The 20,780-nt window shown below is 44.6% G+C and carries 16 protein-coding genes and 1 riboswitch; all 16 genes read left to right on the forward strand.

Going from position 1 to position 20,780, the window contains the following annotated elements; all coding sequences use genetic code 11:
• The first annotated feature begins 352 nt into the window (after positions 1 to 352).
• Positions 353 to 730, forward strand: coding sequence for a class Ib ribonucleoside-diphosphate reductase assembly flavoprotein NrdI (gene nrdI, locus BEP19_RS03890; RefSeq protein ID WP_120188514.1), 378 nt, complete (start codon positions 353 to 355; stop codon positions 728 to 730).
• The gene (gene nrdE, locus BEP19_RS03895; RefSeq protein WP_245983302.1) at positions 700 to 2,787 is read left to right on the forward strand and encodes a class 1b ribonucleoside-diphosphate reductase subunit alpha; all 2,088 of its coding nucleotides are present in this window, start codon (positions 700 to 702) and stop codon (positions 2,785 to 2,787) included. The genes nrdI and nrdE overlap by 31 nt, the downstream gene beginning before the upstream one ends.
• Positions 2,788 to 2,798: 11 nt before the next feature.
• Positions 2,799 to 3,767, forward strand: a complete 969-nt coding sequence (gene nrdF, locus BEP19_RS03900) for a class 1b ribonucleoside-diphosphate reductase subunit beta (RefSeq protein ID WP_120188516.1) — start codon at positions 2,799 to 2,801, stop codon at positions 3,765 to 3,767.
• A gap of 390 nt (positions 3,768 to 4,157) precedes the next feature.
• A complete protein-coding gene (locus BEP19_RS03905; protein WP_120188517.1) occupies positions 4,158 to 5,006 on the forward strand; it encodes a L,D-transpeptidase family protein in 849 nt (282 codons plus the stop codon).
• A gap of 255 nt (positions 5,007 to 5,261) precedes the next feature.
• The gene (gene hcp, locus BEP19_RS03910; protein ID WP_120188518.1) at positions 5,262 to 6,917 is read left to right on the forward strand and encodes a hydroxylamine reductase; all 1,656 of its coding nucleotides are present in this window, start codon (positions 5,262 to 5,264) and stop codon (positions 6,915 to 6,917) included.
• 337 nt (positions 6,918 to 7,254) lie between these two features.
• Positions 7,255 to 8,979 carry a sulfate adenylyltransferase gene (locus BEP19_RS03915; RefSeq protein ID WP_120188731.1) on the forward strand — a complete coding sequence of 575 codons (1,725 nt, stop codon included), beginning with the start codon at positions 7,255 to 7,257 and terminating at the stop codon, positions 8,977 to 8,979.
• A gap of 254 nt (positions 8,980 to 9,233) precedes the next feature.
• Complete coding sequence (locus tag BEP19_RS03920) at positions 9,234 to 10,133, forward strand: c-type cytochrome (protein ID WP_120188519.1); 900 nt, start codon at positions 9,234 to 9,236, stop codon at positions 10,131 to 10,133.
• 422 nt (positions 10,134 to 10,555) lie between these two features.
• Positions 10,556 to 11,956: a cytochrome ubiquinol oxidase subunit I gene (locus BEP19_RS03925; protein ID WP_120188520.1), complete on the forward strand. Its 1,401-nt coding sequence runs from the start codon at positions 10,556 to 10,558 to the stop codon at positions 11,954 to 11,956.
• On the forward strand, positions 11,886 to 12,962 hold the full coding sequence (gene cydB, locus BEP19_RS03930; RefSeq protein ID WP_120188521.1) for a cytochrome d ubiquinol oxidase subunit II: 1,077 nt from the start codon (positions 11,886 to 11,888) through the stop codon (positions 12,960 to 12,962). Before BEP19_RS03925 ends, cydB begins: the two co-directional genes overlap by 71 nt.
• The gene (cydD, locus tag BEP19_RS03935) at positions 12,959 to 14,692 is read left to right on the forward strand and encodes a thiol reductant ABC exporter subunit CydD (protein ID WP_120188522.1); all 1,734 of its coding nucleotides are present in this window, start codon (positions 12,959 to 12,961) and stop codon (positions 14,690 to 14,692) included. The genes cydB and cydD overlap by 4 nt, the downstream gene beginning before the upstream one ends.
• Positions 14,689 to 16,422, forward strand: a complete 1,734-nt coding sequence (gene cydC, locus BEP19_RS03940; protein WP_120188523.1) for a thiol reductant ABC exporter subunit CydC — start codon at positions 14,689 to 14,691, stop codon at positions 16,420 to 16,422. The genes cydD and cydC overlap by 4 nt, the downstream gene beginning before the upstream one ends.
• 236 nt (positions 16,423 to 16,658) lie before the next feature.
• Positions 16,659 to 16,792, forward strand: a riboswitch (molybdenum cofactor riboswitch).
• Positions 16,793 to 16,881: 89 nt separating this feature from the next.
• On the forward strand, positions 16,882 to 17,901 hold the full coding sequence (locus BEP19_RS03945) for a FecCD family ABC transporter permease (protein WP_120188524.1): 1,020 nt from the start codon (positions 16,882 to 16,884) through the stop codon (positions 17,899 to 17,901).
• Positions 17,901 to 18,686, forward strand: coding sequence for an ABC transporter ATP-binding protein (locus BEP19_RS03950; RefSeq protein ID WP_120188525.1), 786 nt, complete (start codon positions 17,901 to 17,903; stop codon positions 18,684 to 18,686). Before BEP19_RS03945 ends, BEP19_RS03950 begins: the two co-directional genes overlap by 1 nt.
• A gap of 21 nt (positions 18,687 to 18,707) precedes the next feature.
• The gene (locus BEP19_RS03955; protein ID WP_120188526.1) at positions 18,708 to 19,784 is read left to right on the forward strand and encodes an ABC transporter substrate-binding protein; all 1,077 of its coding nucleotides are present in this window, start codon (positions 18,708 to 18,710) and stop codon (positions 19,782 to 19,784) included.
• A complete protein-coding gene (locus tag BEP19_RS03960; protein ID WP_120188527.1) occupies positions 19,785 to 19,982 on the forward strand; it encodes a hypothetical protein in 198 nt (65 codons plus the stop codon).
• Positions 19,983 to 20,756: an LLM class flavin-dependent oxidoreductase gene (locus BEP19_RS03965; protein ID WP_120188528.1), complete on the forward strand. Its 774-nt coding sequence runs from the start codon at positions 19,983 to 19,985 to the stop codon at positions 20,754 to 20,756. It begins immediately after the preceding gene.
• Positions 20,757 to 20,780 lie beyond the last annotated feature (24 nt).

Here is a 20,780-nt window from a genome sequence, read left to right on the forward strand (position 1 = left end):
TACGGACATTTGAAATCTAAATAAAATCGTTGCAATGTAGCTAATAGGTCATTCCGAAATTCGCTTTCTGTTTACAGAGGGCGAATTTTCTTTTGCTAATTTTAAAATTTGTTTGTAAAAAAGCCGAGATTCCGTTTATGATGAACGAGTGAGCAAAAGATCGAAAATGGTCGAAATGTGATTGTTTACTATGGAGTGAGATCGATTTGAAAAGTTGAAAACACCTGTATTTTTTCAAAAAACAACACATTTAAACTATTAGTAGTGGAAAAGTAGATAAAGTTGTACTATATTTAGTGGGGCAAACTTATTTACGCCTAAAATGATGAATTAAGAAGAAGGGGGTCATCATATGATGATTTATTTCTCCTCTATGACAGGGAATGTGCGCAGGTTCGTTAAAAAAACGGGTTTGCCTGTTAAAGAAATTATGCCAGGAACGATCGCAGAAGAGCCGTACATTCTGATTACATATACGTTTGGATTTGGAGAGGTACCCACGCCCATCCGTGAATTTTTGAACAGCAATGGCCACTTACTAAGAGGGGTAGCGGTCAGCGGGAATCGAAATTGGGGCGCGAACTTTGGGATGGCGGGAGATTTAATTGCAGAGGAATTTGAGGTTCCGCTCTTACACAAGTTTGAATTGAGCGGGACAGCTCAGGACATAGAACAATTTAAGAGAGAGGTGGAATTGCTTTGCGTCACATTCAGCTTAATAACGAAGTGATCCACAGAGATCATGATGGGAAATTGAAGCTTGAAAAAGATAAAGAGGCCGTACGATCGTATTTCATCGATTATGTAAATAAGAATACAGTGTTTTTTCATGATTTGCGCGAGAAGTTGGATTACTTGATCGATAACGATTATTACGACGCTGATTTATTTGGGCTGTACGAATTTGACGAAATTAAGAAAGTGTACGAAGCGGCCTATGCGAAGAGGTTCCGTTTTCCATCGTACATGTCCGCGTTTCGCTTTTATAACGACTATGCCTTAAAGACGAACGATGGCGAGCGGATTCTTGAACGGTATGAGGACCGAATCGCGGTCAACGCCCTGTTTTTTGGAAAAGGGGATGCGGAAAAAGCGTTAGCGTATGTTACGGCATTGATTGAGCAAGAATTCCAACCAGCCACACCGACATTTTTAAATGCGGGCAGAGCGAGACGAGGCGAACTTGTGTCCTGTTTCCTGCTTGAAGTCGGTGACAGTCTGAACGACATTAACATGGCTGAATCGATGGCGAAACAATTGTCTAAAATCGGCGGCGGCGTTTCTTTGAATGTCTCCAAAATACGGGCGAAGGGCGAATCGATCAAGGGAATTGAGAACGTGGCAAAGGGTGTCGTTGGCGTCATGAAAATGCTCGATCACGCGTTCCGGTATGCGGATCAAATGGGGCAACGTCCGGGAGCGGGTTCCGTCTATTTATCGGTTTTCCATGCTGATATAAACGATTTTCTTGAGACGAAGAAAATCAACGCGGACGAAGATTTTCGCGTGAAGACGTTGTCGATCGGCGTGGTGATTCCAGATAAATTCATCGAACTCGCGCGCGAGAACAAGTTTGCCTATGTCTTCTACCCGTACACGGTTTACAAAGAATATGGCGTCCACTTAGACGAGATGGATTTTGATGAAATGTACGATCAGCTCGTCAATAATCCGAATGTGCGCAAAGATCGAGTGAATCCGAGGGCGATTTTAGAAAAAATTTCGGCGCTTCGTTTTGAGTCGGGTTATCCTTATGTCATGTTTGAAGGTAATGTCAATCAGGCGCACGCATTGAATCATTTAGGAAAAGTTAAATTCTCGAATCTCTGTTCTGAGATTCTGCAGTACAGCGAACTTTCGGAGTACGCGGACTATGGGAAAGAGGACCAGATCGGTTTGGACATCTCTTGCAACTTAGGTTCGCTAAATATCGCTAATATTATGAAAAATAAGTCGATCGAGCGGGCAGTACGGCTAGGCACAGAGGCGTTGACGATCGTTTCTGAATCGACCGATATTGTCAATGCCCCAGCGGTTGCGCGGGCGAATCGAGAAATGCGTTCGATTGGATTAGGCGCCTTAAATTTACACGGGTATCTCGCTCAAAACGGGATTGCATACGAAAGTGAGGAGGCTAGAGAGTTTGCCGACGTATTTTTTGCGGCTGTAAACTATTATTCGATCCTCAAATCGAATGAACTAGCAATGGAGAACGGAAGTTCATTCTATGGCTTTGAAAACTCGACTTATCATGATGGAACCTATTTTGACGATTATGTAAAGACGCCATACCATCCAAAATCGGATACGGTAAAAAAGTTATTTGAAGGGATGGAACTGCCGACGCCCGCAGACTGGGAAACGTTGCGCGAGAGAGTTAAGGAGAGCGGACTCTATCATTCCTATCGATTGGCGATCGCTCCGACAGGCGGGATTTCCTACGTGCAATCGGCGACAGCTTCCGTTATGCCGATTATGGAACGAATTGAGGAACGGACATACGGAAATTCCAAAACGTATTATCCGATGCCAGGTTTAACGCCGCAAACGTGGTTTTTATATAAAGAAGCGTATGATATGGATATGTTCCGCGTCGTCGATATGGTCGCTACGATTCAGCGTCATGTCGATCAAGGCATTAGTTTTACATTATTTATGAAAGATTCAGACACGACCAGAGATTTAACAAAAATCGATCTTTACGCGCATCACAAAGGAGTAAAAACGCTCTATTACGCGAGAACGAAAGACACAGGGCAAGAAGAATGCCTATCTTGCTCGGTTTAGGAGGGCATACGTTGACAAAAGCAGTTTACACGGCGGCGAATTGGTCGCAGCATGATGATAGTTTCACGCAATTATTTTATACGCAAAACACGCGTCAGTTTTGGTTGCCAGAGGAAATTTCGCTCACGGGCGATATTCACTCGTGGAAGTCGCTGACCGATGAAGAAAGACGCGCCTACATGCAAGTATTGGCTGGATTGACGATGTTAGATACGATTCAAGGTGATGATGGCATGACGTCCATCGTGCAACATGTTGAAGGGCATCAAAGAAAAGCGGTCCTCACGTTTATGGCCGCGATGGAAAACGCGGTGCACGCCAAATCGTATTCGAATATATTTATGACACTCGCTTCCAAAGAGGAAATCGATGGACTATTCAGGTGGGTACAGGTTAATCCATATCTTCAACGCAAAGCCGGCATGATTCGAAACTATTATGATAACATCACGGATCAAGAGTCTTTGTACAAGGCGATGGTGATGTCCGTGTTCTTAGAAAGTTTCCTTTTTTATTCGGGTTTCTATTATCCGCTCTATTTTTACGGGCAAGGACGAATGATGAATAGCGGCGAAATTATTAATCTAATCATCCGCGACGAATCGATCCACGGTGTCTATGTCGGTTTGCTGGCCCAGGAACTGTATGGAAAATTCTCCGCGGAAAAGCAAGAGGAATTGAAAGACTTCGTATTCCGTTCGTTGCAGGAATTATATGAAAATGAAGTCGAGTATACGAGTGATGTTTACGATCCGGTCGGCCTATCTAGCGATGTTAAAGTTTTCGTAAGGTACAACGCCAATAAGGCATTGGCGAACCTTGGATTCGATTCTTACTTTGAAGACGAAGAAGTGAATCCTGTTGTGTTAAACGGGCTATCCACAGAAACGAAATCACACGACTTTTTTAGCCAAAAGGGGAACGGATATAAGAAAGCGAACATTGAGCCGATTAAGGATGAAGATTTTATATTTGAGTAACACGAGAAAAAATAGGCAGCGATGGGTTGGCGCGATCCGCTTCGGCGGATCGGTCTCCTGTCGCTGTTTGCTTTACTGATGATCGAAGGCGCGCGCAACGGTCAAAATTCCCGCTAGAGATCGGGTGGACAACCCGACGCGGCTGTAAGGGTAGATACTCCCGTTGGAGAGGGATCAACCGCAGAAATCCAGCGAATATGGAATGTAACGGTCTGGAAGACCGTTACAAAGGTGGGTGATGTGCGAGAAGACGTTCCAACGGTCAAAATTCCCGTTACAGTGAGGTCTGCCGCATCGGCTCGTTAGAATGATATAATTGAAGAATATTGTCGAAAGAAAGAAGAGTGGACGTTTTAAATGATGGAAGAAAATTAGGCGGGGGTCGTGAGATTGAAAAAATGGATGGGGATTTTTGCGCTACTGGCGCTTGCAGCGGGTGTCTTTTATTTTCCGAAAAAGGAACAGAGTGAACAACCGCGGGCAGCTGAAGCCAAAGGGAGCGAGGCGACGTCTGAGGAGTCGGAAGCGTTAGATTATCAGGCGGTGGAGGCAATGGTAAAGCCCTCCATTGTGTTTGCTCGAATAGATGCTTCCACCCCTTTTTATGAGAAAGAAAGAGAGAAAGATGAGCAGGCGGCAATCGGTGTTTTAGAGGCTGGCAAACAGGTTGAGATTTTAGAAGATCGTTCTTATGAGTGGTATCGTGTCCGTCCAAAAGGGACAAGCGGGGATGGCGTATGGATCAAAGCGAACGTGGATGGAATCAAAACGCTAAACATCCCGCAAGATCCGAAAACGAATGTAACGCCGCTGCTTGAGAAGCAGTTAGAAACGTATGTGAACGGAAAAGGGTTGGCAAGCGAGACCTCGTACCTCATCTGGGTCGATTTGGACAGGCAACTGACAAATGTGTTTGTTGGAACGCAGGGAGACTGGAAATTAGAGCGTTCAATTCTTGTTTCGACGGGTGTAAATGAAGCCCCGACGAGTAGGGGATTGTTTAAAATCGGAGCAAGAGGCGACTTTTTTTATAATCCAAAATTAGAGGGCGGGGGTTTAAACTGGGTGCGATTCAACGGGTCCTATTTGTTTCACAGTGTGACAACAGACCGGCATGGCAATGTAATCGACGATCGCTTGGGAGCGCGTGGTTCAAGCGGGTGTATTCGGATGGGCATGGAAGAAAGCGAATGGTTCTATAAACAGATTCCCGAAAACACAACGGTGTTTGTGCATTAGCCGTCGGCATGCGGCTGCGGAATGAGATGAGTTAGTAATGACAGAAAAGCGCTTGAACCGGCGCTTTTTTTGTTTTCCAAATCCCGCTGTACAAACATCAGCGATTTTCGCAGATCACCTCCCATCACTTCGCCTTAAATGTGACTATTTTATGACACCACTGCATCTGTGACGCATCTCACTTAACCATTTCCGTTACGGTAGTATCCTAAGGATAAGAAAAACAACCGATTACCAACAGGGGGGAAAACAAAGATGAGTATGTTTTGTCATCAGTGCCAAGAGGCATTAAAAAATGTGGGGTGCAATGTACGGGTTGGGGTATGTGGAAAAACAAGTGAGGTAGCGAATCTTCAAGATTTACTAATTTATATATTAAAAGGTGTAGCAGAATACAATCAACAAGCGCGTAAGGCGGGCTTAAATCAGCCAAAAACAGATCGGATCATTTGGGATGGTCTATTCTCAACGATTACCAATGCCAACTTTAGCGATGAATCGATTTGTAACCGCATCGAACAAGCGTTGGAGGAACGTGACGCGATTAAACAGATGTTGGTAGAAAAAGGTCTGTTAGCTGATCGCGCTTACCCTGATTTTGCAACATGGGCAGGACAGCACAGCGATTTCTTAACGAAATCTGTTGATCAGCAGGTTGGAATTTTAGCGACTGAAAATGAAGATGTGCGCAGCTTGCGCTCCCTCGTTTTATTTGGATTAAAAGGGATGGCGGCATACGCTGAACATGCTTTGAATTTAGAGTTCAAGAGTGATGAGATTGCAGACTTTACAGAGCGGGCCTTGCTTGCGATCGAAGACGACTCTTTGTCAGTCGATGACCTTATTAATTTAGTGTTGGAAACAGGGAAATATGGGGTTGACGTGATGGCATTGCTAGATGAAGCGAACACGACTTCATACGGGCACCCTGAAATGACAGAAGTGGAAATTGGCGTTCGTGATAATCCAGCTATTTTAGTCAGTGGACATGACTTGAAAGACTTTGAAGAACTATTGGAACAAACAGAGGGAACAGGGGTTGATGTGTACACCCACTCGGAAATGCTTCCGGCAAACTACTATCCCGCTTTTAAAAAGTATGAACATTTCTATGGAAACTACGGGAATGCCTGGTGGGAACAAAGATCAGAGTTTGATAGTTTTAATGGACCGATCCTATTCACGACGAACTGCATTGTGCCACCAAGAGAAAGCTATGCGGATCGTGTGTATACGACAGGGGCCACAGGGTACCCAGGGTTCAAGCACATTCCAGATCGCGCAGAGGGGCAGAAAAAAGACTTTTCTGCAATTATCGAACACGCGAAAAGGTTGCCAGCGCCGACAGAAATCGAAACAGGGAAGATTGTTGGCGGATTTGCTCACAATCAAGTGACACAGCTTGCCGATCAAATTGTTGACGCGGTCAAAACTGGGGCCATTAAAAAGTTCTTTGTGATGGCTGGATGCGATGGAAGAATGAAATCACGCGGTTACTATTCGGAATTTGCGGAACAACTTCCACAAGATACCGTTATTTTAACGGCAGGTTGCGCAAAATATCGCTACAACAAGCTTCCGCTTGGTGATATTAATGGCATCCCACGTATGTTGGATGCGGGTCAATGCAATGACTCCTACTCCTTGGCTGTGATTGCCATGAAATTGAAAGAAATTTTTAACTTGAACGATATTAACGAGCTGCCGATTGAATACAACTTGGCTTGGTACGAACAAAAAGCGGTGATCGTGCTATTGGCTTTATTGTATCTTGGCGTAAAAGATATTAAACTTGGGCCAACGTTGCCGGCATTCTTATCGCCAAACGTGGCCAAAGTACTCGTCGATAACTTTGGAATTAGCGGCATCACAACAGTGGAACAAGACATGAGCGCGTATATGGCTCAGTAATATGAACAGGGGATAAGGGAAAAAACCTTATCCCCTTTCTTTTCGTTTTTCTTGAATCGTATTATAATGAATTTTAAACTTGCGCTTAAATAGTCTTAAACCCTTTATTGTGATTGGTTGCTAAGGGTGATTCCCGTTGATGATTTATTCACTAAACGGTGTAATATGCAATTTTTATACATGGAACGGAACAATACGGAATCCGTTCTTTCGACATTATTTCTGATTTATCTAAAGACAGATGAGTCAGCTTGTAGTAAAATCTAAAAAAGTAGCAGGAATAAGCGTGGAATAGATGGAATATTAAATGGTAGGAGATTTCGAAAGGGTGAGAGGGATGAATAAAGATACATACGTGTTGGATAAAGAGACATTTGCGCGTTACCCACAACAGCCGCATGGCGGGAAATTGGTGAATCGTGTCTTAACGGGAACCGAACGCGATGAAGCGATGGAACGAGCGAAACAGCTCCCAACGATTATGGTAGATTTAGAGGCTGTGATTACACTTGAAATGATCGCAACAGGTGTTTTGTCGCCAAATGAAGGTTTTATGGTCGAAGAGGACTACGTGTCCGTGCTGACAGACGGTCGTTTAAGCAACGGGGTTGTGTGGCCAGTGCCGTTAAGTTTTGCCCCGATTGGCGAACGTAACAGTGAGACGATCAAGACGCTTTCGGTTGGGGATGAAGTGGCGCTTGTCGATACAACAAGAGAGCCTGTCGCGATTCTAAAATTAGATGATATCTTTGAATATGATCGAGAATTCCGCGCGATGCATTTGTTCGGCACGAATGATCGCGAGCATCCGGGTGTTGACGCGATTTACCGCCGAATGGGGGACACCGCTTTAGGCGGACCGATTCAATTGTTGCGTCGGGTCCATTGGGGTCCGTTTGAAAGTTTGCGGATGGAACCAAAGGATACATGGAAACTATTTTATGAAGATAAGAAGTTTAACTCCGTGGGCGGATTTATTACAGGAGCCAACCCGCTGCACCGCGGACATGAATATATTCATAGAAATGCGTTAGAAGAGTTGGATGGCTTGTTCGTCCAGCCGTTAGTAGAGATGGCGAAGCGTGAATATACGCGTCACGAGTTTCGCATGCTGTCTTATCGAAGTGTGCTTGAAACGTATTATCCACAGGAGAGAACACTACTCGCTCCATTACGGGTGACGTATATTTTTGCGGGCCCGCGCGAGGCCGTGTTACATGCGCTCATTATGAAAAACTATGGTTGCACACATGCGCTGATCGGTCGTGATCATGCGGGGGTTGGCGATTACTATGAACAATATGCGTGTCATAATATTTTTGATGTTTACACAGCGGAAGAACTAGGCATCGATATTCGCTTGTTCCATGAAGTTTATTATTGTACGCGTTGCGATAGTCTAGCGACGGAGCAAACGTGTCCGCATGATCGACAATACCATTTAAGAATTTCGGGCACGGGTATTCGGGAAATGCTGCGCTACGGCCTATTGCCGCCTAAGGAAATTGTGCGTCCAGAATCTGCGCGGATTGCAATGCAAGGGGTACAACCGAAAGGATTGGATGAGAATAATCAGTCTATCTTACCTCTCGGTCAAACGGTCAATAGTATTTTTCCTTACTACTTAACTCACTCAAGATTGGGCGGACCGAAACGTAGAACGCCGCTTGAGCCGCAGCAATTAACGATCGAAGATTTAGAGACAGCGATTATGGATGCTCGATCGAATGCGGACCAGGTTTACAAAGGAATTTTTGATGAGTACAGCTATGTCACCGATACGCTTCGAACAACACAGCCAGATTGGGTCGCGGCCGCGCGTGAAGCGATCTATAAGCAACAAGAAATGGTCGTGGAGAATTTGGAAGAAAAGGTAAATCAAGCGCCAGATGAGGCTTCTGATGAATTCATGTATCAAGATAAATCGGAAGCCGAGCGAGAGTTGGAAGTGGCCCGAAAAATATTTGAAGATATTCCATCGCCGTTACGGAGCGAAGATCTTAAATATCGCACTTGGAACCCGCTGCCATATAACCGTTATCGGGCAAGTGATGAGGAGTAAAGTGGAGCGATTTTTCGCGAATGAACATAAAGAGGGGATAAGGAGGAAACCTTATCCCCTCTTTTTTTCATCGTTGGTGCGCGGATATCGTTTGAAGCCAAAGACTGACGCGATCGCGCTGCTCTCTCCAAGCTTCAAAGAATGGGGAGTTTATGTAGATTGAATAAAAACTTTATGACTATTTTGTTAATCGGGTTTTAAAAAAAGTGATTTCAAGGTAAAATTATTTAATATTGTTGAAAGTGGGGGATAGGATGTTAAAAAAATTAGGGGGATTTGTTTCTATTGTGGCCTTATTGGCTATTTTTGCGGGGTGTTCTGCTAACGAGCAAGGCGCAACGAAAGAGCCTGAGCACAATCCGCCATTGATGGCGGACTTAGATCCGAACGATCCAATGACTGCGGTAATTCAATATGGTGAAGAAGTGTTTAATGAAACGAATACGGTTCTACCCGAAAAGGTTGGTAACGAACTATCCTGTATGAGTTGCCATGCTGACGGAGGATTATCTTTGAGTTCTTCCATGGTCGGGGTTACAACGCAATATCCGCAATACATCCCGCGCGCGGGACATGCCGTGACGCTTGAAGATCGAATTAATGGTTGCATGGTACGCAGTATGAATGGGGAAAAGTTAGAAGCAGACAGCGATGAGATGCGCGCGATGATTTCTTATTTAACGTATATCTCTGAAGGAATTGAAGTGGGAGCGGATTTACCGTGGCGTATGTTAAACACGATGGATGAGATTCCAGAGCCGAGTATTGAAAGAGGAGAAAGTTTATATTCTGAAAAGAGTTGTATTGCTTGCCATGCGGTAGATGGCTCTGGTACAGGCGCGAATAGTGGTCCGGCTCTCTGGGGAGACAACTCATTTAATGATGGCGCGGGGTTAGGACGTTTAACGAAAATGGCGGGATATATTAAAAACAACATGCCGATTGGCGCGTCTGAACCATTAACGGATCAGGAAGCCGCAGACTTAGCTGCTTATTTACTATCTCATGACCGACCAATTTGGAAAGGACATGACACGGATTGGCCAAATGGGGGACGGCCGACGGATATTATTGATCAGCAACGCAGAGAAAAAATTCGAGAAGGTACATTCGACTGGAGCGAGATTAAAAACGTGACCTCGGTCAACAAATAAGGACGTCAGGACAGGGAGAAATCCTTGTCCTTTTTTTAGTTATAGGAAGCTAACTTAATCTGATTGTCCGACAAAATACTACCTTCGAGTCCCCTACCATCATAAAAAGTGGCCCGCAAATGTATATATCTCACTCTGTTTCTAGATCCATACATTTACCCCTGTTTTTGCCTATCCCTGTCATAAATCTGTCACCTCTTCGTCAATCAATCGTAACAAAGCTCGCGTTTTTAGCTCCCTTTTTAAAGATATAATGGGTAGTAACAGCAGGTTATTTACTATGGCATGGTTGAAACATGGTAAATGACGGTCATGTTCAGATCCGACCGTCATCCATCGGCTGCCATCTGGTAGCTTGAAGTAGATGCTGCTTTCCATTGTGATATCACGTACATGACTTTTCTATTAAAGGAGCGAAGCAAATGGATGTTCTTGAATTAGCGCGGATTCAGTTTGCATCAACGACGATCTTTCACTACTTCTTTGTCCCGGTTTCCATTGGGATGGCGCTGATCATCGCGGTTATGCAAACAATGTACGTTGTTAAAGACGAAGAGATTTATAAAAAGATGACAAAGTTTTGGGGTACGCTATTTCTCATCAACTTTGCGGTTGGTGTTGTGACAGGGATTTTACAGGAATTTCAATTTGGTATGAACTGGTCAACGTATTCACGGTTTGTTGGTGACGTGTTCGGTCCATCGCTAGCGATTGAAGGATTATTGGCCTTTTTCTTGGAATCTACCTTTATCGGTATTTGGCTATTCGGATGGGATCGTCTCTCCAAACGTGTCCACTTGTTATCGATTTGGCTCGTGGCGATTGGTACGATGTTATCGGCTTTCTGGATTTTAACGGCGAATTCCTTTATGCAAAATCCAGTTGGTTATGAATTTGTCGACGGGCGGGCGCAGATGAATAGTATAGGTGAAATCTTAACGAATCCTCATCTATGGTCGCAGTTCCCGCACGTTTTGTTTACTGCTTTTGTAACGGGCGCCTTTTTAGTGGCGGGGATTAGCGCGTGGAAGATTACCCGCAGGCAGAACTTAGATATGTTTAAACGCTCATTTAATATTGCGATCTCAATCGGGTTGGCCGCGTCTGTTGTAATGCTATTTACAGGTCATAAACAAGCGCAATATATCGTTGAATCTCAACCGATGAAACTGGCGGCAGCCGAAGCGCAATGGGAAACGAGTCAGGATCCCGCGCCGTTTACGTTGGTTGCGAGCATTGATCCTGAGGCGAAAGAGAATCGTTTTTCTATTGAAGTTCCGGGGATGTTAAGTTTCTTAGCTTATAACAAGTTTAGCGGAACACTTGAAGGTATGAATCAATTGCAAGAACATTATGTCGAAAAATACGGACCTGGAAACTACATTCCTCCCGTTCGCGTCGTGTTTTGGAGTTTTCGAGCAATGGTAGGCGCGGGGACAATCATGTTGTTACTCGGTCTATACGGTTGGTATGCGGCGCGTAAGGATACACTGGTAGATAAAACCCGTTATTTAAAGTGGATGGTCTTTGCGATTGCATTGCCGTTCATCGCGAATTCAACAGGGTGGATGATGACGGAAATGGGTCGTCAGCCGTGGGTTGTGTTTGGCTTAATGAAAACGGAAGACGCGGTGTCGCCGTCCGTTACATTTAATGAGGTGCTCTTTTCACTCATTTCGTTTACAATGATTTACACGCTTTTAGGGTGCGTTAGTGTTTATTTATTCGTGAGACATATTAAAAAAGAGGATCATGACGAACAGACAGACGAGAGCCAGTCACAAGATCCGTTTGATCAGGAGGAACCAGCCATTGTCTCTTAATGAATTATGGTTTATACTCATTGCCATTTTGTTCATCGGTTTCTTTGTTCTGGAAGGGTTCGACTTCGGTGTTGGCGCCGTCGTTCGTTTTCTTGGAAAAAATGATCATGAAAAACGCGCCTACATCGAAACGATTGGTCCGTTTTGGGATGCCAATGAAGTGTGGTTAATTACCGCAGGGGGAGCGATGTTTGCCGCGTTCCCGCACTGGTATGCCACGATGTTTAGCGGATTTTACATTCCACTAGTGTTTATGTTGCTCGCTCTCATTATACGAGGGGTGTCATTTGAGTTTCGCGGACAGCTTCAAGCGACAAAATGGCGCAACACTTGGGACTGGGCGCTCTTTATTGGAAGTTTCTTGCCTCCGATCCTGTGGGGCGTTGTGCTTGCTAATTTTATGACGGGGATGCCGATTGATCAAAACAAAGAAATGGTCGGCGGATTCATTCAGTTTCTCCATCCCTTTGCGCTATTAGGCGGCGTGATGTTCTTGTTCTTATGCCTGACGCATGGCTTGCAATTTATTACGATTCGCACGACAGGGACATTGCAAGAACGGGCGAGAACGGCGGCGAAAAGAATTGCTCCCTTTACAATTGCGCTCACACTTGCTTTTGTCGGGTTCGGGTGGAAAATGACAGATATTTTCACAAATCATGGAGCGAGTTGGATTCTCCTCCCGTTGCTTGCTTGGGTCGCGTTATTGGCTGCTAGCTTTTTAAATGTGAAACAAAGAGATGGTTGGGCGTTTGCGATGACCAGTTTAACGATTGTTTTCTTAACGGCTAGCATCTTCATCGGGATGTTCCCGCGGATTATGATTAGCACAATTAGCAGCGCTTACGATTTAACGATTTATAATGCCGCATCAGGGGCTTATACGTTAAAAATGATGTCTTACTTTTCTCTTACGTTACTCCCATTCGTGCTTGGTTACCAAGGGTGGAGTTACTATGTGTTTCGTCAGCGCGTTCAACAAGATGGAGGTAAAGGATATTCATGAGTCGACGCAAAAAAGGCTTGCCATCCTACCCGGGAAGCCGTCAAGTCTACATTTTGCTCGGATTTATAACGGTTATTGAAGCCGTTGCAATCATTGCCCAAGCGATTTTTCTCGCTCGGGCAATTACCTTTTTATTTGAAGGGGTCGGGCTTTCCATCGTTATCAACGACATTAGTTTCTTTTTTGGCGCCTTTTTGTTACGACATCTCTGTTCCCTTGTCCAGCGGGTAATCATTGAACGATTTGCGGAACGTTTGGGTAAAATGTTGCGCAAAAATTTAATTCGGGCTTATTTTGATCAGGGTCCATCGTTCATTCAGGTGTATGGAACGGGACGGTTAGTGACGCTGGCGATGGAAGGGATCGACGATCTAAAAGCGTATATCGAATTGGCGATCCCCAAAATGATTCGAACGTTCATCGTCCCTGCTTTTATTGGAATTTATGTGTTCACTATGGATAAAGCCTCCGCCGTGATCGTTGTTGTCGCTGTGCCGATTATTGTTATCTTCATGATCTTACTCGGTCTCGCCGCGCAAAAAATGGCGGATCGACAATATGAAACGTATCGTGTGCTTTCGAATCATTTTATTGATTCTTTAAAGGGGCTTGAAACGCTAACTTATCTTGGACAAAGTGTGGCGCACGGTAAAAAGATATCTCATGTGAGCCATGAATATCGCAAAGCGACAAACCAAACGTTGCGCTTTGCATTTTTATCTTCTTTTGCTCTTAATTTTTTTACCAGCTTGGCGATCGCGTTTGTTGCGGTTGGTTTAGGATTTCGATTGATCGACGGGGCGATTACGTTATTGCCTGCTTTAACGATTCTGATTTTAGCGCCCGAATATTTTCTGCCCATTCGTCAGGTCGGGCAAGATTTTCATGCGACATTGGATGGTCAAATCGCTTTAGCGGAAGTGGAAAAAGTGATTCAGATGGAAAACGTTTCGCAGCCGATCGATCCGCTACAACCGATGGAATGGAATGAAACAAGTGTCTTGCGCTTAGAAAATGTGACAGCGCAAAGGGAAGAGACGGTTATTTTAAAAAATATCTCGTTTTCGTGGCAAGGCAACGGGATGATTGGTTTGGTCGGCGCCAGCGGGGCGGGAAAATCAACGTTGCTGCATTTGCTCGCTGGATTTTTGAATCCAGTGGAAGGCGCGGTTGTCGTCAATGAGATTGCGTCTACCACTTTTAAACGGGAAGATTGGTTGGAACAAATTGCCTACATTCCGCAACATCCGTACATTTTTCCGACTTCACTCGCGAACAACATTCGATTTTATGAACCGAGCGCGACCGATGAAGAGGTAGAAAAAGTAATTGAACAGATCGGTTTCGCGTCGTTTGTCAAAGAACTACCCAACGGGATTCATGAACTGATTGGCGAAGGGGGACGCTCGTTAAGCGGGGGACAAGAACAGCGCGTCGCGATTGCGAGAGCCTTGTTGAGTAAACGCCCGATTATTTTACTCGATGAGCCGACCGCTCATCTCGATATCGAGACGGAATATGAATTGAAACAAGAGATGATGGCGTTGTTCAAAAATAAACTCATCTTTTTTGCGACCCACCGTATGCACTGGATGAATGAGATGGATTATTTACTCGTGTTAGAAGATGGTGAACTGGTCGAAACCGGTCAACCGCGCGACTTGTTAGCTAAAAATGGAACATACGCGAAATTAACGTCATCGTTTAACGAAAGGAGGGGACAGCGATGAGGGAGTGGGTACTGCCTTATTTGAACACGAATCGAGGACGGATGCTCGTTTCCGTTTTGTTAGGTGTGTTAGGGATTGGCTCGGGGGCGATGCTTCTTTTTATTTCGGGGTACTTAATTTCAAAATCAGCCTTACAACCGGTCAATATCATGGTTGTCTACGTTCCGATTGTCGCTGTCCGCGCCTTTAGTATCGGTCGGGCTGTGTTTTTATACTTAGAAAGCCTTGTGAGCCACGATATCGTGTTGCGTATTTTAGAAAAAATGCGCAGGAAATTATATGACATTCTTGAACCCCAAGCTTTATTTTTACGCTCGCGCTATCAGACAGGGGATTTACTCAGTGTCTTATCGGACGATATTGAGCATTTGCAAAATCTGTATTTACGAACGATTTTCCCAAGCGTGATCGGGTTAGCGATTTATGCGATCGTCGTTGCCGTGTTCGGCTCATTTGAGCTGATCTTCGGCGTGATCATGGCTTTGGTTCTTGGTGTCGTTGTGTTCTTGATTCCATTTTTATCGTTCTTTTTCATGCGCAAACATCATCAAACACGCAAAAAAGAACGGCAGACATTGTACGGAAAATTAACGGATGCTATTTTTGGTATGGCCGATTGGCAAGCGAGTGGTCGTACAACGGAGTTTCTAGATGAGGCGGTTGCGCAAGACGCAAAAATGATGCGTACAGAACGGACGATTCAAGGATGGCATTATTTGCGCGATGCGCTGACGCAGCTCGTCATTGCGGTTGTTATTATCATGGTTGTCGTTTGGTCGGGGAAACAAGCGGAAATCAATGTGATCGCGCCAACGATTATTGCGGCCTTTGCCTTGATGATTTTCTCTGTCACCGATGCGTTAGCCCCGTTGTCGGAAGCGGTTGAGCGCATCCCGACGTACACCGATTCCGTTGAACGGATTCAAGCGATTGAGCGGACGGATTTGCCGAGAAATTATAGAAGCGGGCAAGCGTGGGCTGATAGCCGTTCCGCTAAAATAGAGATCGACAATATTTCTTACGCTTATCCGAATTCATCGCGCGACGTCATCGATCAGTTATCATTGACCATTGAATCGGGTGAAAAAATCGCTATTTTAGGACGTAGCGGAACGGGTAAATCAACGTTGCTCAAACTACTTGCAGGCGCGATTCAACCCGATTTCGGTTCGATCCGCGTCAACGGCCAAGAGATGCGCAGTGGGTTCCTTTCAAAAGCGGTGTCCGTTTTAAATCAAACACCGCATTTGTTTTCTACCTCTGTCGCCAACAATATTCGAATGGGCCGCCCAAGCGCGACAGATGAAGATGTGATGAAAGTAGCGGAACAAGCGCAACTCACCACGCTGATCGCCTCGTTGCCTGATGGTCTTCACACCCAAATGCGGGAAATGGGACATCGTTTTTCAGGCGGAGAAAGACAGCGGATCGCGTTTGCTAGAGTGTTACTTCAAGACACACCGATTATTTTAGTAGATGAAGCGACGATCGGGCTCGATCCGATTACAGAGAAAAACCTGATTGAAACGATGTTTGCCGCGGCGAAAGATAAAACAATCATTTGGGTTACTCATCATCTAGCGGGTGTTGATCAAATGGACAAAATTATCTTTATGAAAGAGGGCAATCTTTCAATGCAAGGCAGCCACCGCGAATTAATGGAAACCAATCAGCATTACAAGCAATTGTATACAATGGACCAAGGGGATTCATTGCAGCCCTCAAAATAAGCGCTTCATCATCGTTTGCTGGATATAATTGAGCCCAATTGAAAAAAACCTGAGATCTGAAGCAAAAAGATCTCAGGTTTTTTGTCGTTTTAAGGGAATGTTTGACGGATTACACATAACTGGATATAATTAGATCTAATTAGTTATATCTTGTTATAACTGTTGTAGTTGGAGGTATGTTAATTTACTTTTGACAAGGAGGTGAGCCGCGTACGAATTGATCGACTAAAAACGGAATATCGTTTTTTCTTCGAGCCTGGACTCCTAACAGGAAACTCATGGATAAAGGCCTGGGTAGCAATTACCCACGGGGTTATTTGGGAAACCGAATGGCCTATTCTCTCTATAAAGAAGAAAGGTTATTTAATCTAGCCTTCTTTGAGCTGGATTTTTTTAATTTTTAGAACAATCAGCGTAGTTGTGTGGAGAGTTATTTTATTTTTAAGAGAAGGAGATGCGATGGATCGTTTAGATAGTAAAATTTCTTTCAAGTTTAGCGTGATGATTGTTTTGTTACTCATGTTGGCCATGGCGTCATTTGCGATTGGGCGGTATCCGATCCCCCCGGATCTTGTGCTTGGAATCATGTTTTCCAAATTTATACATGTTCAACAAACATGGTCGGATACGATGGAGACAGTTATTTTTAATGTGAGGATTCCGCGAATTATCGCTGCCATTGTTGTCGGCGGAGTCTTGTCCGTAGCGGGCGCCGCTTTTCAGAATTTGACAAAAAATCCAATGGCTGCTCCTGATATTTTAGGTGTCTCAGCGGGCGCGGGCTTTGGCGCGGCAATGGCAATGACGCTTTCTTTTCCTTGGTTTGGGATTCAATTGTCAGCCTTTTTGTTTTCGCTGTTGGCGGTAGGTCTTGCAATTGGGATAAGCCGCATATTCGGTAAAAATTCGATTGTCGTCCTTATCTTAGGAGGACTTGTTATCTCCGCTTTTTTTCAAGCGTTGATTTCATTATTAAAGTATATCGCGGATCCAGAAGATACGTTGCCGGCCATTACTTTTTGGTTGATGGGCGGTTTATCTAAAGTAAGCAATCAGGACATGACGATCGCCCTGATCCCCATTTCCATTTCCTTGCTGGCGCTGTTTGTGATTCGTTGGCAAGTGAATGTTCTGTCTGTTGGGGATGAAGAAGCTAAAGCATTAGGAGTGAAAATTCGAGCGGTACGGATGATCGTCATTTTGTGCGCGACGTTGATGACGGCAGCTGCTGTTAGTATTAGCGGAGTTGTGGGCTGGATTGGATTGGTCATTCCGCATATGGCGCGCATGATCGTTGGTTCAAATTTCTACTATTTGCTTCCCGCTTCATTTTTAATCGGGGGATCCTTTCTGTTGCTTGTAGACAACGTGAGTCGATCCGCGAGTTCGATTGAAATTCCGCTCGGGATCTTAACTGCGTTGATCGGTACGCCATTTTTCGTTTTCTTACTATCAAAGATTAAGAAAGGGTGGACCTGATGTTAGAAGTGAAGGATTTATATTTTAGCCATTCCAAACAACGTCCTATCTTAAATGGTCTTTCGTTTTCTTTAGAAAAAGGGGATGTGCTCTGCATTTTGGGTCCGAATGGCGTAGGAAAGTCCACGTTGATTCGTTGCTTACTTGGCATCTATGATGTACAGTCTGGCGACGTTTATATCCATGGCTCGAATATGAAACAACTAGACGCGAGACAGGTAGCTCAAAAAGTTGCGTATGTTCCTCAATCGACAACCGTTGTTTTTCCGTATTCCGTATTCGATATGGTCATCATGGGCAGAAACCCGCATATCGGTTATCTTTCCGCGCCATCAAAAAAAGACCAGCAAATTGCAAACGATATAATCAAGCAGATCGGTATTTCACATTTAAAACATCGCGTGTTCAGTGAGTTGAGCGGCGGTGAAAAGCAAATGGCGCTGGTCGCTCGAGCGCTTGTTCAACAAGCGGATATTATGATTATGGACGAGCCGACCGCGAGCTTAGATTACGGCAATGAAAGTAAAATCTTACGGTTGATTAAACAAATTTCTGAAACAGGCATTTCCATTGTATTAATTACACATGCGCCGAATCACGCTTTTTTAGCAGGGAATAAAGTGGCGATTATGAAAGGCGGAAGAATTCAAGCGTATGGGTCCCCGAGCGAAGTCATAACGAGCGAACGATTAAGCGCATTGTACGCAACGCCAATTGAGGTGACAGCGGCTCCGATCTCAGGGGATAAAAAAGAGGAAGCGCGTGTCTGTGTTCCACTACTTTAAGAGGAAAAAGGGAGTCATAAAATGGTTAAGCATTCGAAACGATATTTTTTAACGTTCTTTATTTTAGTGTCCATGGTTGTATCCGCTTGTTCGGGAGGCGCAAAGCAAGCGGGAACAGATGCAGGTGAACAAGCAACGAAATCAGTTGAAACGACGCGTGAAATTGTAGATATGGCCGATCGAACAGTGACGATCCCCGCTGAGATCAATAAAGTAGTTTTAATTGGTCCCGTTCCGGTGCTAAGCACGTTTGTCTTGGCAGTTGGTGAAGGGGATAAAATTATAAACGGACTACCCGAAAGTTTCGCCAAGCAAAATCGATGGAAATACTTGCCGAAATTCGCGCCAAATTTAGGAACGGAGCCGACGATGCAAGGGGAGTCGCGCGATCCGAATATCGAAGAAATCTTGCTTGCGGCCCCAGATATCGTCTTTTCAATGGACGATCAAGTGGTCAAGCAGTTGGAGGAAAATGGGCTGACGGCGATCTATTTAACATGGAAAGAGCCTGAGGAAGTGAAAGAAACGATTAAATTGGTTGGAGAAATCTTTAACAAGCAAGCGGAGGCGAAGGCTTACGCGACTTATTTCGATGAAACCATCGCAAAAATAAAAGCGGTAACGAATCAAATTCCAGAAAATGAGCGAGTAACAGCCTTGAATACGAACTTCACAAACTTGTCGCAGCCTCATGAGATTGCTGAATGGTGGATCGAGCAAGCCGGTGGAATAAGCGTAACCGATGAAAGCGCTGAAGTGGCGAATAAAGGATTCACCGTTGAGCAGTTGTTGCAATGGGATCCAGACGTGATCATTGTGGCTAAGCCAAGCGAGATCGAAGACTTAAAACAAGACGTCCGTTTCCAAACACTGAAAGCTGTTAAAAACGATCGCATCTACAGTACACCGTTAGGTGCGCACATATGGGCAAATCGAACGAGTGAACAACCGCTGATGGTGTTATTTGCGGCAAAACACATGTACCCTGATTTATTTGAAAATGTAGATTTGGAGCGGGAGGTTATGAATTTTTATCAGACCTTTTTCCAATATGATCTAACGGAAGAAGAAGCAAAAGAAATTTTGGCGGGGAAATAAATGATGCGATTTGGATTGTCTGGAAGTAGTGGCGGCTTAGAGGCGTTGACAATTGAACGACAACAATCGATCATTCCACAGTTAGAAGCGTGGGGATATTCTTCTATTTGGATTAATGAAGAACATTTTTTACGGCCGAATGTGTTTAGTTATTCACCACTTATTTTAGGCGCGGCTTTTGCGTCCTTATCGTCTTAATTGCGCATCGGATTTTCAGCATTGATCGTTCCGCTCCATCAACCGTTAAGACTGGCTGAAGAAGTGGCTACATTGGATCAAATTTCGGGCGGAAGAGTCAACTTTGGGATTTCGAGAGGCCACGGTGGAAATTACTTTGAATGCTTCGGGATCGACGCTGCGCAACGGACTCAGCTTTTCCGCGATAACTTAAGTGAGATTTTGAATTATTGGAAAAATGGGACGATTCAGATGGGGGAGACGGAGCTGGGGTTTTCTCCAAGACCTGTTCAATTGTCGGGTCCGCCCATTTATGTTGCGGCTTATTCGGATGAGTCTGTCAAGTGGGTTGCGGAGTCAGGTTATCATTTACTTTTGCATGGGATTCAATCGATCGATAGTTTGCGAAGATGCCTCCATATTTACAAACAATCAGGAGGGGCGGTAGATTCTGTTCCTGTGGGTCGTTTTGTGTATGTAGGAGAAAACGATGAGCAAGCGCGTGAAGAAATTTGGCCTACGCTCCTTGATATTTCAGCCGTTTTTAAAAGGATTCGTACTGAACGATTTGCTCAGATAAATTCTGAACAGGATATCGAACCGGAGGGACTTTTGCGACAGCTTGCGATTATTGGAGGTCCCGAAACGCGCGCAATGAAAATAGCTCAGTTAAGAGAGGAGCTAGGCATACAGCACTTAAATTTGTTGCCCTCTTTTTTCGGTCTGCTGCCAGGGCGGTTATTGGAACAATCGTTAGTAAGATTTTCCCAAGAGGTTATGCCTAGATTAAAATAATCAACTTTTATGGAGAGTGGAGAG

Source organism: Ammoniphilus oxalaticus, from assembly GCF_003609605.1.
In the GTDB taxonomy this organism is placed as follows: domain Bacteria; phylum Bacillota; class Bacilli; order Aneurinibacillales; family RAOX-1; genus Ammoniphilus; species Ammoniphilus oxalaticus.

Bases quoted from the DNA above. Each gene is read 5' to 3' on its own strand.
- nrdI (WP_120188514.1), top strand. From the start codon at position 353: ATGATGATTTATTTCTCCTCTATGACAGGGAATGTGCGCAGGTTCGTT.
- hcp (WP_120188518.1), top strand. From the start codon at position 5,262: ATGAGTATGTTTTGTCATCAGTGCCAAGAGGCATTAAAAAATGTGGGG.
- BEP19_RS03915 (WP_120188731.1), top strand. From the start codon at position 7,255: ATGAATAAAGATACATACGTGTTGGATAAAGAGACATTTGCGCGTTAC.
- BEP19_RS03920 (WP_120188519.1), top strand. From the start codon at position 9,234: ATGTTAAAAAAATTAGGGGGATTTGTTTCTATTGTGGCCTTATTGGCT.
- BEP19_RS03925 (WP_120188520.1), top strand. From the start codon at position 10,556: ATGGATGTTCTTGAATTAGCGCGGATTCAGTTTGCATCAACGACGATC.
- cydB (WP_120188521.1), top strand. From the start codon at position 11,886: ATGACGAACAGACAGACGAGAGCCAGTCACAAGATCCGTTTGATCAGG.
- cydD (WP_120188522.1), top strand. From the start codon at position 12,959: ATGAGTCGACGCAAAAAAGGCTTGCCATCCTACCCGGGAAGCCGTCAA.
- cydC (WP_120188523.1), top strand. From the start codon at position 14,689: ATGAGGGAGTGGGTACTGCCTTATTTGAACACGAATCGAGGACGGATG.
- BEP19_RS03945 (WP_120188524.1), top strand. From the start codon at position 16,882: ATGGATCGTTTAGATAGTAAAATTTCTTTCAAGTTTAGCGTGATGATT.
- BEP19_RS03950 (WP_120188525.1), top strand. From the start codon at position 17,901: ATGTTAGAAGTGAAGGATTTATATTTTAGCCATTCCAAACAACGTCCT.
- BEP19_RS03955 (WP_120188526.1), top strand. From the start codon at position 18,708: ATGGTTAAGCATTCGAAACGATATTTTTTAACGTTCTTTATTTTAGTG.
- BEP19_RS03960 (WP_120188527.1), top strand. From the start codon at position 19,785: ATGATGCGATTTGGATTGTCTGGAAGTAGTGGCGGCTTAGAGGCGTTG.